At 63.0% G+C, this 17904-nt stretch carries 14 protein-coding genes; 3 read left to right on the forward strand and 11 right to left on the reverse strand.

Translation table 11 applies throughout. From position 1 onward, the window contains the following. Positions 1–101: 101 nt before the first annotated feature. Positions 102–461, reverse strand: coding sequence for a hypothetical protein (locus FLM52_12790; GenBank protein NVN56651.1), 360 nt, complete (start codon positions 459–461; stop codon positions 102–104). 647 nt (positions 462–1108) lie between these two features. On the opposite strand from FLM52_12790, the gene FLM52_12795 reads away from it, so the two are divergent. Together FLM52_12795 and FLM52_12800 are read left to right on the forward strand one after the other, a co-directional pair. Then, on the forward strand, positions 1109–2620 hold the full coding sequence (locus tag FLM52_12795; protein NVN56652.1) for a DUF853 family protein: 1512 nt from the start codon (positions 1109–1111) through the stop codon (positions 2618–2620). An 808-nt stretch (positions 2621–3428) separates the two neighbouring features. Then, on the forward strand, positions 3429–5042 hold the full coding sequence (locus FLM52_12800; GenBank protein ID NVN56653.1) for a diguanylate cyclase: 1614 nt from the start codon (positions 3429–3431) through the stop codon (positions 5040–5042). A gap of 112 nt (positions 5043–5154) precedes the next feature. Here the strand turns inward: FLM52_12800 and ilvD are convergent, their stop codons facing one another. After that, a complete protein-coding gene (ilvD, locus tag FLM52_12805) occupies positions 5155–6999 on the reverse strand; it encodes a dihydroxy-acid dehydratase (protein NVN56654.1) in 1845 nt (614 codons plus the stop codon). Between the two features lie 428 nt (positions 7000–7427). On the opposite strand from ilvD, the gene FLM52_12810 reads away from it, so the two are divergent. Continuing rightward, on the forward strand, positions 7428–7769 hold the full coding sequence (locus FLM52_12810) for a DUF1508 domain-containing protein (protein ID NVN56655.1): 342 nt from the start codon (positions 7428–7430) through the stop codon (positions 7767–7769). A 96-nt stretch (positions 7770–7865) separates the two neighbouring features. On the opposite strand, the gene lon is transcribed toward FLM52_12810, so the two are convergent. The 9 genes from lon to nrdR form a co-directional block, all read right to left on the reverse strand. After that, a complete protein-coding gene (gene lon, locus FLM52_12815) occupies positions 7866–10316 on the reverse strand; it encodes an endopeptidase La (protein ID NVN56656.1) in 2451 nt (816 codons plus the stop codon). 196 nt (positions 10317–10512) lie between these two features. After that, complete coding sequence (locus FLM52_12820) at positions 10513–11793, reverse strand: DUF945 domain-containing protein (GenBank protein ID NVN56657.1); 1281 nt, start codon at positions 11791–11793, stop codon at positions 10513–10515. A gap of 115 nt (positions 11794–11908) precedes the next feature. Beyond that, positions 11909–12382: a phosphatidylglycerophosphatase A gene (locus tag FLM52_12825; protein ID NVN56658.1), complete on the reverse strand. Its 474-nt coding sequence runs from the start codon at positions 12380–12382 to the stop codon at positions 11909–11911. Next, the gene (thiL, locus tag FLM52_12830) at positions 12379–13512 is read right to left on the reverse strand and encodes a thiamine-phosphate kinase (protein NVN56659.1); all 1134 of its coding nucleotides are present in this window, start codon (positions 13510–13512) and stop codon (positions 12379–12381) included. The genes FLM52_12825 and thiL overlap by 4 nt, the downstream gene beginning before the upstream one ends. A gap of 1 nt (position 13513) precedes the next feature. Continuing rightward, positions 13514–14029 carry a transcription antitermination factor NusB gene (nusB, locus tag FLM52_12835; GenBank protein NVN56660.1) on the reverse strand — a complete coding sequence of 172 codons (516 nt, stop codon included), beginning with the start codon at positions 14027–14029 and terminating at the stop codon, positions 13514–13516. Further along, positions 14026–14508: a 6,7-dimethyl-8-ribityllumazine synthase gene (ribE, locus tag FLM52_12840; GenBank protein ID NVN56661.1), complete on the reverse strand. Its 483-nt coding sequence runs from the start codon at positions 14506–14508 to the stop codon at positions 14026–14028. Before ribE ends, nusB begins: the two co-directional genes overlap by 4 nt. Positions 14509–14619: 111 nt before the next feature. Next, positions 14620–15774: a 3,4-dihydroxy-2-butanone-4-phosphate synthase gene (ribB, locus tag FLM52_12845; protein NVN56662.1), complete on the reverse strand. Its 1155-nt coding sequence runs from the start codon at positions 15772–15774 to the stop codon at positions 14620–14622. 156 nt (positions 15775–15930) lie between these two features. Beyond that, complete coding sequence (ribD, locus tag FLM52_12850; GenBank protein NVN56663.1) at positions 15931–17187, reverse strand: bifunctional diaminohydroxyphosphoribosylaminopyrimidine deaminase/5-amino-6-(5-phosphoribosylamino)uracil reductase RibD; 1257 nt, start codon at positions 17185–17187, stop codon at positions 15931–15933. Positions 17188–17329: 142 nt separating this feature from the next. After that, on the reverse strand, positions 17330–17818 hold the full coding sequence (gene nrdR / locus FLM52_12855; protein ID NVN56664.1) for a transcriptional regulator NrdR: 489 nt from the start codon (positions 17816–17818) through the stop codon (positions 17330–17332). Between the last annotated feature and the right edge of the window lie 86 nt (positions 17819–17904).

Below are 17904 nucleotides of genomic sequence, written 5' to 3' on the forward strand. Positions count from 1 at the left end.
GTTTCACTCGCGATGCGCTCAAGCAAGTCGTGCTGGCGACTCGTTCAGGCACCGCAAGATCCATTGCGGGTCTGGCCTGAGACCAGACCGTCAAGACATGCTTATTCAGTCTTCATGCTGCCATCGGCGGTATTGGCCGAACCGGATTCCGGGCTGACGCCCATGTGGTCTTCACCCTTGTCCATGACCTTGCCGTGCTTGGCGGACTCAGGCTGGGCCGTGCCGCCTTCCACCATCATGGAATCCTTCTTGGTGTTGGCAGAACCACTCTCGGTATTGCGTTCGCTATCGTGATGCACCTTGCCACCTTCATGACCCGCAGCGGTACCACCCTCTACCTTGGTGGAGTGGGCGCCAGTGTTGGCGGAACCGGTGTTGCTGGATTCGTGGTGATCGGCAAAGGCAGCAGTGGTCGGCAGTGCCAGGGCAGTCGCGAAAAGTGCAGCAGTCAGCTTCTTCATGATCCATCCTCCAGTAGCGGTCTGTTGCAAGAGACGAGCAGATGATTCGCTCGGCCGTTGCCGGTAAGCCTTCAAGAATCTCGAGACTGGATGTCTCGAGTTCCAGGCTCCACAAGACATTCCTGCTTATCTCAACGACGTCTTGTGGTACTGCGTAAAATCCTTGCGGCGCATGTATCGACCCTCTCCTGCGCGTCGGCTGCTTGTCGGAGCATTCTTCAAAAAACGTCACCAGAGTTGTACCCGAACCTGATGATGTCATTCTTGACGAAAACCTCAATCTGCCGAGACGTGTTGCGTCACATGCGCCCTGATGCCTAAAGATATGGAACTAAGGGGCCGAACTTTCAAGCAGAGAAGGGAAAGAAAAATATCTTTCTTCCAGATTTCCTATACAAGAGTGAGATATCGACTCGCGTTTAATTAGCGCCCATATAGGCTGCTGGCCACTCATCAGGCGGTTTTTTCACGCATCGATTGTCTGACGCCATGCGTCAAGTGGCGCAAGATGGCTTGCAGCATTTTACTCAACGAAACATTTTGTAACCCTACAGTTCCATGACATCGCCCATCTCTGCGGTCATCGGCAGTGGTCGCCACACCTCCTTCTGCATGCACCGCCACCACCTGAATGACAGGAGACTCACATGCCAGACGTGCTGATCGGGGGGCTCGCAGGACAGGGACCCAAGGGTCACATCACGCTAGCCGGGGCACTGGCCAATCGTCACGGCCTGGTCGCCGGTGCGACAGGTACCGGCAAGACCGTCACGTTGCAGGTGCTGGCAGAAGAGTTTTCGCGCATGGGAGTGCCGGTGTTCACCGCCGACGTCAAGGGTGACCTCTCCGGTATCGCCGCGGCGGGTGCCGCGCATCCACGCGTCGATGACCGCCTCGCCAGCCTCGGCATCAATGACTGGCAGCCTCAGGCCGCGCCCGTCAGGCTGTGGGATCTGTTCGGCAAGAGCGGACATGCGGTGCGCGCCAGCGTGGCTTCCATGGGGCCTGAGCTGATGTCGACCCTGCTGGAATTGAACGACACCCAGAGTGGCCTGATGCACCTGGCCTTCGATCATGCCGAGCGTGAAGGGCTGGAGCTGATCGACCTCAAGGACCTGATCAGCCTGCTCAAGCATATCGAGCGTGAACGCGAAGCCTTTGAGGAGCGCTACGGCAGCGTCAGCCCCCAGAGCCTCGGTGCCATGCTGCGCCGAGTGCATGTGCTGGCCACCCAGGGCGGCGAGCGCTTCTTCGCCGAACCCGCGCTCGACATCCATGACATGCTGGCGACCACGGGCGAGGGAGACCAGACACGCGGCTTCATCAATCTGCTCGATGGGCGTGAATTGATGCAAAGCCCACGCCTCTATACCACCTTCCTGCTGTGGTTCCTGTCGACGCTCTTTCGCACCCTCCCCGAACGCGGCGATGCCGACCGCCCGGTGCTGGTGTTCTTCTTCGACGAGGCCCACTTGCTGTTCGATGCCGCTCCCAAGGCATTGCTCGAGCGCCTCGAGCAGACGGTGCGCCTGATTCGCTCCAAGGGAGTCGGCGTCTACTTCGTGACCCAATCCCCCGCCGACATCCCCGATGACGTGCTCGGCCAGCTGGGCAACCGGATCCAGCATGCCCTGCGTGCCTTCACTCCACGCGACCAGAAGGCCGTCAAGACCGCTGCCGAGACCTTCCGCCCCAACCCGACCCTCGATACGGCTCAGGTGATCACGGAACTTGGTGTGGGCGAGGCACTGGTCTCGGTGCTCGACAACAAGGGTACGCCCACCCAGGTGGAGCGCACCTTGATCGCGCCGCCGCGTGGGCGGATCGGCCCGTTGAGTGACAGCGAGCGCGCAGCGCTGCTGGCAAGCTCATCACTGGCCGGTCGCTACGATGAGGTGATAGACCGTGAATCGGCTCACGAGCGCCTCGAGGCGCAACTGACGAGCTCGGCGACAGCCCAGGTTCGGACGGAGGAGACGCCAGCCGCGACGCCTGACATCGAGCAAACAAGTCCGGTGGCCGAAAGCGCCCCACGCAAAGGCGGCAGACAGCGTCAAGGCATCATCGAAACTCTGCTCAAGTCCGTGATGCGCGCCTTGGGATCGCAACTGGGACGGACCCTGATTCGCAGCCTGCTGCGCTCCTTCACTCGCCGCTGAGGCTCGCTGCTTTCAGTCTGACACCACGCCAACAGCCTGAGGCGCTCCTTGGCAAATAGACGCTTCCCCCGACAATCAAGCTCTCGAGACTGAGAGGCTCACCCTTCACGAAAAGCAGGACATCACCCATGGGAATTTGACCATGGGTGATGTCCTGCTTTCGCTATCCAAGGCTGCTGACATCATATCGTCGCGCAAACTTCATTCGCTCTCGGCAAGGAGACGCCATACTGATGTTTGCTGCTTATCGGCAGCACACCATGACACACACTCGATTGCCACTACTCTCGGGGAGACTTGACGATGTGCATGAGCAATGAAGCATTGGAATTGTGGCTGAACGACAACTGGTTCTCGATTGAACTGGCGTTGGAAGCCATCGAAATGGAAGCGACAGCGGAACCTCAGCTGGCCGAAGCCGCCTGAGCCAGGAGCGTTACGCATGACAACAGCGGGATCCTGCCGGCCCCATCGGTGACACCAGGTGTGAACGGCACAGGACCCGGATTACAGGACAAGCGGCACACAGACTCTGCCACGCATGGCGATGCATCATGGTGGGCAGAGAAAGAACTTGTCGGGGAGGCCGTCGATCAGCCATCGACCGGCCTCCCCGTTTCTTTTGTACCACCAGATTCACGACCTGGCGCGCCTCTAGTCCAGTCACACCTCGAAAGGCGCCGTCATTCTTACGTATATAAACAGTTGATTATCTTCTCCAGTAAAACACCCATTCATCGCTCCGAGCCAGCATAATCGATGTATGGCCATTCCCCTCTCCCCGCAACATGCAAGATAAGGATGTCACATGCTGCCTACCCCGCCCGCGCGACCATCCTCCTCGGGACGTTCGAATCCAGTTGATACCTCAGAGCTCTCGCCACAGGCCGCCGCCGCGACTGTCTTCCTCAATGAGAATCTCGGACCCGCCCAGCTGCAAGCGTTGTTTGCCCTGACACTCGCGCCTGCGGGAACCTTCAGCGAACAGCTCAGAGAGTACCTGGTGACCGCTTGCCGCCTGCTGGGGATGACCACTGGCATCCTCGGCCACGCAGAGGCCAATCGCTATGAAATCATGGCGGCGGTCAATCCGCCGCCCGGCAAGGTCGAGGGCGCGATCGCACCGCTGAACGAGACCTACTGCAATGAAGTCGTTGAGCAGGCTGGCTGCATCGCCTACGCCAATATCGCGACCACGCCAGCACTCGAGGCTCATCCGGCTCTCAAGTCGATGCCCTTCCAGAGCTATATCGCCGCACCGGTATGGACCGAAGGCCGTCTGACCGGCACCGTCTGCTTCGGCGACGACTCACCGCGCGCGACAGATTTCAACGCCAGCGATCGTGCACTGGTCGAGACACTGGCCAGCCTGCTGGGAGGCTTGATCGATCGCGAGAATGAACGCAAGCGGCTCGCCAGCGAACTGAGCAACCTGCGCCTCGCCTACCAGGAGATGGAGCTGCTGTTCTCACGCTGCCAGCTCCCGATGGCGATCATGGACTTCCATGGCCATTGGACACGTCTCAATCCGGCGCTGGCCCAACTGCTGGGGACGGAGAGGAGTGAACTGCAGCGCGGCGCGCTGGAGGATGTCTCCCATCCTGCTGACATGCAGGCCTGTCAGGAGGCGCTTCTGGCCATGCAGGCCGGCGAGATCACCCACTTCGAGCAGCCGCATCGCTATCTGGGCAGACAGGGGCAGATCATCGAAGTCATGCTGCATCTGGATGTGATCGACAGCCACTCCGGCGTCATTCTGAGTCAGCACCAGGACCTCAGCGAGCAGCGCTCCCACGAGGAGAGCCTGGCCCGCATGCGGCACAAGCTGGCCAGCATGGCACCCTCGGGCCCGGCCGTGCCGTCGGTGCTGGACAAGCTGTTGCCCGCCGAGATCTTCGAGCAACAGCTGGATGGAGAGATCGCGCGCAGTGCGCGCCACGGGCAGCCACTGTCGATTCTGCTGCTGAATGTGGATGCCTTTACCGACTTCAATCGTCAGTACGGCCGCGCCGCAGGAGACCGCGCACTGCAGCAGGTCTCCACCATCCTGCGCAACGCGACACGCAAGAGCGACCTGCTCAGTCAGCGCGACGATGGCTCGCTGATTGCGGTGCTGGGCCAGACCGATTCCAGCGGCGCCATCATCCTCGCCGAGCGCGTCCGCCATGCCACGACAGAACTGCATGGCCTCGAGGGACCAGTCACCTGCAGCATCGGGCTGACCTGCTATCACCCGGCGCCCGATACGCTCACGCTGGCCAACCGTCTCGAGCTCTGCGAGCGCGCCCAGCACGCACTCAAGAAGGCCAAACGCCAGGGACGCAATCGCGTGCGCTTCCTTGAGCTTGAGCCGGTCATCCCGACGGACACCTTCGCAAGCCCTCAGTCACCGAGCGGCTCTCCCTCGCCCGACCTGCCCTGAGTGGCAGCTTTCGAGTGTGCGCCCTGCCACGGATGCCCCTCAGGCACATCCCCATCAACGACAACGGCCACCCCTTGGGGTGGCCGTTGTCGTTTGACTCCTGCAGGCTTGCTCAATCCAGCTTGCTCAGGTCGCGCACGGCGCCCTTGTCAGCAGAGGTCGCAAGCAGGGCATAGGCCTTGAGCGCCGCGGAGACGCGACGATTGCGCTGGATGCTCGGTTTCCAGGCATCCTTGCCACGGGCTTCCATCGCCTCGCGACGCGCATGCAGCTCGGCATCGCTGAGCTGGACGTTGATGGTGCGGTTCGGGATGTCGATCAGGATGGTGTCGCCATGCTCGACCAGACCGATGGCGCCGCCCGCCGCCGCTTCCGGAGACGCGTGGCCGATGGACAGGCCCGAGGTGCCGCCGGAGAAACGTCCATCGGTGAGCAGCGCACACGCCTTGCCCAGCCCCTTGGACTTGAGATAGGACGTCGGGTAGAGCATTTCCTGCATGCCCGGACCACCCTTCGGCCCTTCGTAGCGGATGATCACGACGTCGCCTTCCTTGACCTTGTCGGCCAGGATGTCTTCCACCGCCTGATCTTGGGACTCGCAGACGTAGGCACGGCCTTCGAAGACCAGGATGGAGTCATCGACGCCAGCGGTCTTCACCACGCAACCATCCAATGCGATGTTGCCGTACAGCACGGCCAGGCCGCCCTGGGTGGAGAAGCAATGGTCGTAATCGCGAATACAGCCCTGGGCGCGATCACCATCCAGGCTCGGCCAGCGCGCGCTCTGCGAGAAGGCGGTCTGGGTCGGAATACCGCCCGGGCCGGCGCGATAGAACTCGAGGACCTCATCAGTGGGCGAGCGCATGATATCCCACTCTTCCAGCGCCTCAGACAGCGAGTCGCCGTAGACGGTCGGCACTGAGGTATCCAGCACGCCGGCACGATCCAGCTCGCCCAGAATCCCCATGATGCCGCCGGCACGATGGACATCCTCGATGTGATATTTCTGGGTGTTCGGCGCCACCTTGCACATCTGCGGCACGTTGTGGGAAAGCTTGTCGATGTCGGACATGGTGAAGTCGACACCGGCTTCCTGAGCGGCAGCCAGCAGGTGCAGGATGGTGTTGGTGGAACCGCCCATGGCGATGTCCAGCGTCATCGCATTGGTGAAGGCGGCGCGGGAGCCGATGGCCCGCGGCAGAAGGTGCTCTTCATTGCCTTCGTAGTAACGACGGGCCAATTCGACGATGCGATGACCGGCAGTCTCGAACAGGCGACGACGATCGGAGTGCGTGGCCAGTACGGTACCGTTGCCCGGCAACGCCAGGCCCAGCGCCTCGGTCAGACAGTTCATGGAGTTGGCCGTGAACATGCCCGAGCAGCTACCACAGGTCGGACAGGCACTGCGCTCGATCTCGGCGACCGTCTCGTCGTCGACGCTGTCATCGGCAGCGATGACCATGGCATCGACCAGATCGAGACCGTGATCCAGCAGCTTGGTCTTGCCGGCTTCCATCGGGCCACCGGAGACGAAGATGACCGGGATGTTGAGGCGCATGGCGGCCATCAGCATCCCCGGGGTAATCTTGTCACAGTTGGAGATGCACACCAGCGCATCCGCACAGTGGGCATTCACCATGTATTCGACGCTGTCGGCGATCAGGTCGCGCGACGGCAGCGAATACAGCATGCCGTCGTGGCCCATGGCGATGCCATCATCGACCGCGATGGTGTTGAATTCCTTGGCGACGCCGCCGGCCTTCTCGATCTCGCGCGCGACCAGCTGCCCCATGTCCTTGAGGTGAACGTGGCCCGGCACGAACTGGGTGAAGGAGTTGGCAACGGCGATGATCGGCTTCTGGAAGTCGCCATCTTTCATGCCGGTGGCGCGCCACAGGGCGCGAGCGCCGGCCATGTTACGACCTGCGGTGGTCGTACGGGAGCGATACTCTGGCATGGTGTCCTCGTCAATAGTGCTTGGCCGCTCTCCTGTGCGAAGAGGGACTGATTCATGGAATCGCGCCTGGCAGGGTCAAACTGACGCCGCCCTTCTGCGCAATCCGCTGCAGAATCACTCCGCACGGGAGCGGCTTCTGTTTTGGTCAGGCGGCGCCCCCCATGGGGTACGCACACCTGGTGTCCAGAGGAGACGCGTGCCTCACGGGTCAACGCTGTCAGCCTGGGGCCAATTCTGTCATGTACCGGCCCTGCTTGCCTACCAGATAGCACCGTCCACGCCACGCGCAGCCCCGAAAGATGCCGACAGGTGCCGAAAGCGTTGAATCAAGCGGCCTCTAGCGTGGGCCTGCGGCGGGAGGCGCTGATTACACTGAAGGACGACACATCAGGCAATGCCAGACACCCCACAAGGAACAGGAGTCACCCATGGCCGGAAAATTCGTCATCACTCGGGGCAAGGACAGCAAGTTCTACTTTGCGCTGAAGGCAGGCAACGGCGAGAAGATCCTGCAGAGTCAGGGCTATGCCGACAAGCGCGGCTGCCTGAACGGCGTGGAGTCCGTGCGCAAGAATGCCGTCGAGGAAAAACGCTTCACCCGGGAAGTCGCCAAGGACGGACGTTTCTATTTCACCCTGCTGGCTGCCAACAGCCAGCAGATCGGTCGCAGCCAGATGTACAAGTCGGAGTCCGGGCGCGACAACGGAATCGCCAGCGTCGGGCGCAATGCCACTGAGGCGGCCGTGCTGGAACAGCTCGATACCGCCTGAATGCACACGATGGCCCACTGCAAAGCAGAAGCCCCGCCGATTGGCGGGGCTTCTGCTTTTCGTCGGATGTCGCCATCCATTCTGCGCCCTGCGCTGTCAGTGTCGCTGTGCGCTGTCAGTGTCAAAGACCACACGCGAGACATCCGCGTAGCGAGCCGCGAAGTGCACGATCATGCCTTCCTTCAGGTATTCCGGCAGCTCATCGTAATCACGCTGATTGGCCTGCGGCAGGATCAGCTCGTAGATATCACTGCGCCGCGCGGCAATCACCTTCTCGCGGATACCGCCCACCGGCAGCACCTGACCGGTCAAGGTCAGTTCACCAGTCATCGCCAGCCCCTTGCGCGGGGCCTGACGCTTGGCCAACGACATCAACGCCGTGGTCATGGTCACACCGGCGCTTGGGCCATCCTTGGGCGTCGCGCCCTCGGGCACGTGCAGGTGAATGAAGGACTCGTTGAAGAAGTCCGCCTCGGCATCATAGGCCTCGAGATTGGCCAGGGTGTAGGAGTAGGCGATGTTGGCGGACTCCTGCATCACGTCACCCAGCTTGCCGGTCAACTTCAAGCCACGTGTCAGGCCATGCACCCGGGTGGCTTCGATGGGCAGGGTCGCCCCACCCATGCTGGTCCAGGCAAGCCCGGTCACCACGCCTTCGCCGGCCAGAACCTTCTCGCGACGGAAGATCGGCGCCCCGAGGAATTCCTCGAGGTTCTTGACCGAGACCTTCACGGTCGCAAGCTCTTCTTCCAGCAACTTCACCGCCGCCTTGCGCACGATGCGGTGCAGCTGTTTCTCCAGCTGGCGCACGCCGGCTTCACGCGCATAGCCCTCGATGACCTGACGCAGCGCGGCATCACTCAGATTGATGCGCTTCCTGGGGATGTTGTCGCGGGTCAGCAGCTTCGGCCACAGGTGGTGCTTGGCGATCGCCACTTTCTCCTCGGCGATGTAGCCGGAGAGGCGAATCTGCTCCATGCGGTCCAGCAGCGGGCCGGGGATGCTGTCCAGCGTGTTGGCGGTACACACGAACAGCACCTTGGAGAGATCGAGACGCACATCGAGATAGTGATCGAGGAAGTCGACATTCTGCTCCGGATCGAGCACCTCGAGCAGCGCCGAGGCCGGATCGCCCTGGAAGGACTGCCCCAGCTTGTCGATCTCATCGAGCATGATCACCGGGTTCTCGACCTTGACCTCCTTGAGCGCCTGCACCAGCTTGCCGGGCATGGCACCCACGTAGGTGCGGCGATGCCCCTTGATCTCGGACTCGTCTCGCATCCCACCGACCGAGAAGCGATAGAACTCGCGCCCCAGCGCCTGGGCGATGGAGCGCCCGATGGAGGTCTTGCCGACCCCGGGTGGCCCCACCAGCAGCAGGATCGAGCCGCCGACATCGCCCTTGAAGGTGCCCTCGGCCAGAAACTCGACGATGCGTGACTTCACGTCATCCAGCCCATCGTGATCGCGATTGAGCACGGTGCGCGCGTGGGCCAAATTGAGCTGATCGGTGGAGGTGATTCCCCACGGCAGCGAGGTCAGCCAGTCAAGATAGTTGCGTGTGGTGCCGTATTCCGGCGAACCGGTCTCCAGCACCGACAGCTTGTCGAGCTCGTCATCGATGCGCGACTGGACACGCTCCGGCACCTTGAGCTCGTCGAGACGGCCACGGAAGGTATCGACGTCGTTCTCGCGATCATCCTTGGAGATGCCCAGTTCACGCTGGATGACCTTGAGCTGTTCGCGCAGGAAGAATTCGCGCTGATGCTTCTCCATCTGCGCGTTGACCTGCTGGGAGATCTCGGTCTGCAGCTGTGCGACCTCGATTTCCTTGCGCAGCAGAGGCAGCACCTTCTGCATGCGCTCCATCACTGGCAGCGACTCCAGCACTTCCTGCAGCTCAGCACCCTTGGCCGAGGTGATGGCGGCGGCGAAATCGGTCAGCGGGCCGGGTTCATGCGGGCTGAAGCGGTTGAGGTACTGCTTGAGCTCCTCGCCGTACAGCGGGTTGATCGGCAACAGCTCCTTGATGCCGTTGATCATCGCCATCGCGTAGGCGCGGGCCTCGTCGCTCTCGGCATCGACCGGTTCGCGCGGATAGGTGACCTCGACCAGATAGGGAGGCTTGCGCGACAGCCAGCGCGTAATGCGGAAGCGACGCAGTCCCTGGGCGATAAACTGTACCTGGTCATCGCCGTCTTCGGGCTTGTGGACGCGCACGGCAGAGCCGATCTCGGGAAAGTGCTCGCCCCCCAGCTCATCCACTTCGACATCGCCGACGAAGGCCAGGCCGACAGCATGATGCGGCGTATTGCCGACCAGCTGCATGGTCTCGGCCCAACGCTGCTTGTTGATCACCAGCGGCTGAACCTGGGCCGGGAAGAACGGGCGATTGTGAATCGGCAGCAGGTAGATGCGCTCCGGTAGCTGGTCGCCACTCGGCACCAGCCCACCCGAGGCGGAAGAAGAAGGCTCTTGTGACTGGCTGTCATCCTCGAAGCCGGCAAGAATATCGTCGTTATCGGAAATCTCTTCGTGACGTGGCATGCAACCCTCATGAAACCAGGCCTCGATTGAGGCGATCATCTCCACCAATGCGGCCAGTGAGCCACTTTATCAAGGCACGCTTGCCGCGCCGGGGACGCAACACTGCGTGTTCAGAGTGGCACCGGATGCGCCCCCCTGGAAACGACAATGCCCGCCATGAGGCGGGCATTGTCGTTTCCAGCATACTGCGCGACGCTCAGTAGATCGGAGTGCCGTTGATCTTCACGCTGTCACCATCGATCTCGACCACCAGGTTGCGGTCGGCGGCCTGCGGAGAGACACCTGCCATCATGGCCATCATCGGCGGTACGTTGCGGAACTCGAAGCGCCCGCTCAGACGATTCAGGAAGGCCCGCTGAGCCGGCACGGTCTGCAACTCCTGAATGGACAGATCAGTGATGTCGGCACCATCAAGAATCATCTGGCCATCACCCTGCATGTCGACACCGAAGGCATCGCTTTTGGCATTCAGCGATTCCAGTGTCATGCGCGGAGAGGTGCTCAGCATGGTGAACAGCGGCGCTTCGACCTTCTCGAGCATGGCGACCTGCTGCGCTTCGCTCAGCTCCTCGAACGGCTTGCCCGCTTCTTCCAGCAAGCCCTGCAGCTGGGTGATGAAGTCATAGACGGCCGCACCCTGCAGACGATCGATCGAGATGGACACGTCGCCGCTGGCCATCTGCTGATCACCCGCGCTGACATCCTGCACCGACAGCTTCATCAGATAGCGCAGCTCGGTCGGGTCCAGACGCGTTTCACCGCTGTAACGGATATCGCTGGCGACCACTGGCGGCTGACCGGTGCCGTTGTCGATGGTCAGGGTGTCCAGCACGATCTTGTCGTCCTGGCGGAAGTCATTGTCCGCCCCGCGATAGATGCCGTTGAGGCTCAGAGTGCCGACGCTGACCTTCTCGGCGCCATTGGTGATATCGAACGGCGTGATCTCGCCATCCACGGTAATTTCCGGCGTGTCACCACCATCATGGGAAGCCAGCAGCTCGCCACCCTGGAAGTCGATGCGCGTACCGCTCTCCGGGTCCTGCCAGTCAAAGGCCGGCAAGGTCAGGGTAGTATCGCTAGCGCCGCTGAAGTTGTCGACGCTGCCATCGAAGGCGATCGCCTTGCCATCACCGAGCACTTCGGCGAAGACGTCGCGTGACGGCGTACCGTACAGCACCTTGACGTTGCCCTGCATGGTGGTCGACAGCAGGCCGTGGCCGGCTTCATAGGGCAATAGGATGCGCATGGGACCTTCCCCGTCCCCGGTGGCGAGTTCCATCTCTACCCGGCCCGCGGAGCCGAACCAGCCGCTGTCGACATCCTCTCGGGTCGCCTTGATGTCGGAGCTCCTGTCGAGCTCTGCCACCATGCGGGCCATCTCATCTTCAAAGCGCTGGCTTGAGTAAGCCACGCCGCCGACATAGCCAGCTGCCCCGATGACGACCACTGCCGTCGCGGTTACCAGTCCCTTGCCCATCGCATTAACCCTTGTCCGTTATTGGAGCATCACACCGTCTGCGCGGTGCCTCTTGTCGCATCTGCTTCCATCAGTGAAACATGTGCATGAGCCTCGCCGCCAAGGCAGCGAGGCGTCAGTGCAACCACAGCCACAGATGCATCGTCGACCAGGCATAGATACCGGCGAAGATGTCATCCAGCATGATGCCGAAGCCACCGGCAACCCGGCGGTCGGCCCAGCGAATCGGCCATGGCTTGAGAATATCGAAGACCCGGAAGACCACGAAGCCCCACAGCGCTGCCTGCCAAGAGAATGGCACGGCGGCCATCGTGATCCAATAGCCGACGAATTCGTCCCAGACGATCCCGGAGTGATCATGCACGCCGAGATCGCGCGAGGTGCGATCACAGATCCAGATCCCGACCAGCGAGGCGACCAGCACGGTGGCCAGATACGGCCACAGCGTGAGGTTGGTCATCAGCCAGTAGAACGGGATTGCCGCGAGAGTACCGAAGGTACCCGGTGCAAAGGGCGCGGTACCGCTGCCCAGCCCGAAGGCCAGGAAGTGGACGGGGCGCCGCCAGACACTGGCGGGTGCGCGATTCATGGTGCCACCCCGTTCTCGTTGCGTGACGACGCATCACCACAGGAGCCATCTGTCCCAGAGGCCTGTGTGGCAGAGACCTGTGTGGCAGAGACCTGTGTGTCAGAAGCCTGTGTGTCAGAAGCCTGCGAGGCAGAGAAATGCTGCCAGCTCTGCCCCGTCGCTGCCTGCTCAATGCCATTGTCCATCAGCATCACGCGTGGCGCATCGCCGCCCGCCGCCTGCATGCGCCCGATGACATTCAAGGGCAGGTTGAGCGAGCGCAGGGCAAGCCTGGCCGTCTCGAGGTTCTCCTGGGGCAACGTGAGCAACAGTTCGTAATCGTCGCCGCCATTGAGGACCGCCTCGCGGGCACCCTGCTCGCCCAGCGCCGTGACCAGCTCCGGCGCCAGCGGCAGTACGCCAAGCTCCAGCGCCGCCGACAGCTGACTGGCACGACAGATGTGTGCCAGATCGCCCATCACGCCATCGGAGACATCCAGGCCCGCACTGGCCAGCTCACGCAGCGCCAGCCCCGCATCGACCCGCGGTTCTGGTCGCAGGTAGGCCGCCAAGCAAGGGTTCAGCACATCGCGGACGCCATCCTGCCAGGCCTTGAGTCCGGCATGCGCCAACCCCGGCAGACCGGTGACCGCGATGAGATCGCCCTCGCGGGCGCCGTCACGCCGCAGGATCGGGCGGGCCACGCTGCCGGCCTGCTGAGCAGGCTCGAGCACGCACGGCAACTCGCCATGCACGGTGATCGTGATAGAGAGCGGGCCGCGCGTGACGTCGCCGCCGACCAGCGCGATGCCGTAGCGATCCGCCAGCGCGTGGAAACCGGCCGCAAAACCATGCAGCCAGTCTTCATCCACGTCCGGCAACGTCAGCGCCAGCAACGCCCAGCGCGGGGTCGCACCCATCGCCGCCAGATCAGACAGATTGACGGCCAGGGCACGATGGCCAATGGACGCCGCAGGCGCATCCGGCGGGAAGTGCACCCCCGCCACCGAGGTATCGACACTGACCGCCATCTGCATGCCATCACTGGCGGCAAGAAGTGCACAGTCGTCTCCCGGCCCCAGCAACACGCCCGGTGCCCCGGACAGATCGCGCTGGAAGTAGCGGGCAATCAGCTCGAATTCACCTGGCATGTCAGCGCAGGCGGGCCTGGGTCACCTCGGCGCTGCGCAGCTTGACTGCCAGCTTGTCGAGGATCCCGTTGACGTACTTGTGCCCGTCGGTGGCACCGAAGGTCTTGGCCAGCTCGACCCCTTCGTTGATCGCCACGCGATACGGCACTTCCATGCGCTTGGACAGCTCGTAGGCGCTCAGACGCAGGATGGCCAACTCGATCTCGTCGAGATCCTGCAGGCGGCGGTCGAGCAGCGGGCTGATGCTGGCATCCAGTTCTTTCTGGAAGCGTGGCACGTTGTGCAGCAGCTCGTGGAACAGGGCCTGGTCAGCGATGCGCATCACCTCGACCCAGTTCTCGTGCAGTTCGACATCATCGTCGATCTTTTGACCACGGAACTCGGCCTCGATGGTGGTCATGTTCTTGCCGGTCATCTGCCACTGGTAGATGCCCTGCACGGCCAGCTCGCGAGCGGCGCGCCGCGCCTGCTGCTGCCTGGACGGCTCGCGCTCGGTACGTTCATTGCGTTCGCTCACGCGTCACCTCCCATGGCCTTGAGCAGGGAGACCATTTCCATCGCCGCCATGGCCGCTTCGGTACCCTTGTTGCCAGCCTTGGTGCCGGCACGCTCGATGGCCTGCTCGATGGAATTCACCGTCAGCACGCCATTGGCGACCGGGGTGTCGAATTCGAGCTGCAGACGGGACAGCGCGGAGTTGCACTCGCCGGCGACGTATTCAAAGTGCGGCGTACCACCGCGGATCACCGCACCCAGCGTGATGACGGCGTGCGGCTTGACCTTGGCCAGCACGGCCTTGACGGCCAGCGGAATTTCCCAGGCACCCGGCACGTGGATCAGGTCGATGTTTTCCTCATCGACGCCGTGGCGTACGAGAGAATCGACCGCGCCTTCCACCAGGCTGTCGACGACATGGTGGTTGAAACGCCCGACGACGATGACGTAACGGCCATCGACATTGGTGAAAGTGCCTTCGAGTTGAGCAATCGGTTGCATGGTCAGTCCACAATGCTAGCGCCCCGGAGAACCGGGGCGGGGATATCAATCATACCGGGGCAGGTCGCCAGAAGCGCGCGACCTCCCCCGCCATTTGGGGTGCCGAAGCGCTTACGCGCCTGCGGCGTCTGCGTCTGTCTCGCCTGCCGTGTCATCACTGCCGACCAGTTCGACCACTTCGAGGCCAAACCCGGACAGGGCAGAGAATTTCCACGGCGAGCTGAGCAGACGCATCCGGCCGACACCGAGATCCCGAAGGATCTGGGCACCGGTACCGGTGGTCAGATAGTTGCCCGCACCATCGGATTCGTTGGTGCGCGGGGTACGACGTCGGCCGAGGAAGACATCGAGACGATCCTTGTAATCCAGCGTGTCGCTGCCGGTGTCCAGCAGTACCAGCACGCCGGCATCGGCGGCGGCGACTTCAGCGAGTGCATCATTGAGCGCCCAGCTGCTGCTGCCCGGCTGACGCAGGGTCAACAGGTCGCGCATCGGGTCCTGCACGTGCACGCGCACGGTAGTCAGAGACTCGGCATTCGGCGTGCCCTTGACCAGCGCCAGGTGGTGACGGCCCTGGATGCGATCGCTGAAGCAATGCAACGTCAGCTCGCCGAAGGCGGTCTCGACCTGCTCGCTATCCAGCACTTCCACGGTCTGCTCATTGTGGATGCGATATTCGATCAGATCCGCAATGGTGCCGACCTTGAGGTCGTGCTCGGCGGCGAAGCGCTCGAGCTCTTCACGACGCGCCATGCTGCCGTCATCGTTCATGATTTCACAGATCACGCCGGTCGCGCCAAAGCCCGCCATGGACGCCAGATCACAGGCCGCCTCGGTATGGCCGGCACGACGCAGCACACCACCCGGCTCCGCCATCAGCGGGAAGATGTGTCCCGGCTGGACGATGTCCTGCGGGCGCGCATTGCGCGCGGCAGCAGCCTGCACGGTCCGGGCGCGGTCAGCCGCCGAGATACCGGTGGTGACGCCTTCGGTGGCCTCGATGGAGAGCGTGAACTTGGTGCCGAAGCCGGAACCGTTGGCCTGAACCATCAGTGGCAGCTGGAGCTGTTCGCAATGCTCACGCGACATCGGCATGCAGATCAAGCCACGCGCGTGGCGTGCCATGAAGTTGATGTGCTCGGCTGTCACGGCTTCCGCGGCGATGATGATGTCGCCTTCATTCTCACGATCCTCGTCATCCATGAGGATGACCATCTTGCCTTGCCGGATATCCTCGACGAGTGCTGCGATGCCTGATAGCGCCATGCTTGCTCCACTTTACGGGCTGCGCCGGCCCATGCCGGACCCACGCGTAGTATCAAAAAGTCGGGCGTCAGGGTACCCCGCCACCCCGTTTTGCGCCAGCACCCAGCGACGCCGCTGTCGCCAGACGGCGGCAAGTGCTTGCGTGACAACAAGAAATCAGTCGTCGCTCTCCTGTGGGCCTGGCGATGCTACTGGCACCGCGGTGATGCGCCAATCACGCCCCACCGCCCGAATATCGCGAATCTCGACCCGGCGCTGCTGCGCCATGTGATCCAGCCCCGGCAGTGCCAGCAGCGGACGAGCCTCACCACCCAGCAGCGTAGGCGCCATGAACAGCTGCATCTCATCGACCAGGCCTGCCTGGATCATGGCCCCGGCCAGCACCGCGCCGGTTTCCAGCAGCACCTCGTTGGCCTGCTCGTGCTCGGCCAGATAGCGCAGCAGAGCCTCAAGGTCCACGCGGCCATCCACGCCGGCCGGCAGCGTCACCACTTCGGCACCGGCTGCCTCCAACAAGGTACGTCGCTCAGCCAGCGCCGCTGTCTCATCCGCGACACACACCAGCAGCGTACGACCGGATTGCGCCAGTATGCGCGCCGCCAGCGGCAGACGCAGGTGGCTGTCCACCACCACGCGCAACGGCTGACGCGCCACCAGCGCCTCGAGTCCCAGCGGGTGGTCGTCGAGACCGAGCTGGTCGGCGCGTACATTGAGGCGCGAATCATCGAAGATGACCGACTCGATGCCGCTCATCACCACGCTGGAGCGGGCGCGCAGACGCTGCACGGCGCTGCGCGCTTCAGGGCCGGTGATCCATTGGGACTCCCCGGAAGCCATCGCCGTGCGACCGTCCAGACTCATGGCCTGCTTGAGGCGCACGAAGGGCCGACCGCGTTCCATGCGTGACAGGAAGCCGGGATTGAGCGCTCGCGCCTCCTGCTCCAACACCCCGACCGTCACCGCGATGCCCGCACCCTGCAACAGCGCGATGCCGCGCCCGGCAACCTGCGGATTCGGATCACGCATCGCGATCACCACCCGCGAAACGCCCGCCGCGATCAGCGCCAGCGAGCAAGGGCCGGTCCGCCCGGTGTGAGAGCAAGGCTCCAGCGTCACATAGGCCACGCAGCCCAGCGCGCGCTCGCCCGCCTCTGCCAGCGCATTGACCTCGGCATGCCCTTCCCCGGCACGCACATGAAAGCCGCTCGCGATCACCTCGTCAGTCTCGGCCTCTACCAGCACACAGCCGACACGCGGATTGGGCTGCGTCGTGTAGCTGCCCAGCCGCGCCAGGCGCAGGGCGTGGGCCATGTGGCGCGCATCACGCGCCGAGGGAGCACTGCGTCCGCGAGAGTGACTGTCGCGAGAGTGGCTGTCACGGGGAGCATGAGAAGCATGGGGAGAAAGAGACATGCGATACCTTGGCGTGAAACGAGAGAAGGTAAGGCGTAGCCCAGGCGGTGACCAATACTTCGAGGCCTGAGCCACGCAGCGTGACGCGACAGAGCCAGCAGATACAGGCCTCGAGGTCATCTGCAAGGATGACCTCGAGGCATCAGGGCCGCGAATCTTCCTCGCCAGGCAGGAAGCTGGGCTCCTGGGCGAGGCGGTCGATCTCGGCGCGGAACTCATCAAGGTCCTGGAAGCGACGATAGACCGAAGCGAAGCGGATATAGGCGACCTGATCCAGCCGCTTGAGCTGCTGCATGACTTCATCCCCGATACGCCGCGCCTCGATCTCACGTTCGCCGGTGGCACGCAGACGCTGGCGAATGCGCTCCACCGCGGCCTCGATCAGTTCGGAGGACACCGGGCGTTTTTCCAGCGCACGCAGCATGCCGGCACGCAGCTTGTGCTCATCGAAGCTCTCACGCGAGCCGTCACCCTTGACCACGCGCGGCATGACCAGCTCCGCCGTTTCGTAGGTCGTGAAACGCTCACCACAGGCCGCACACTGGCGCCGACGCCGCACCTGGTCACCCTCGACCACCAGCCGGGAATCCGTGACCTTGGTTTCATGAGTTCCGCAGAAGGGACAGTGCATGTTGGAGAGCCTGCTTGGGTGCGAGGTGGCTGCGACCCCGCGCGAAGCACAGCGAGGAAGTGGCGCAGCGCAGCCGAATGACAGCG

Source organism: bacterium Scap17, assembly GCA_013376735.1.
Lineage (GTDB): Bacteria > Pseudomonadota > Gammaproteobacteria > Pseudomonadales > Halomonadaceae > Cobetia.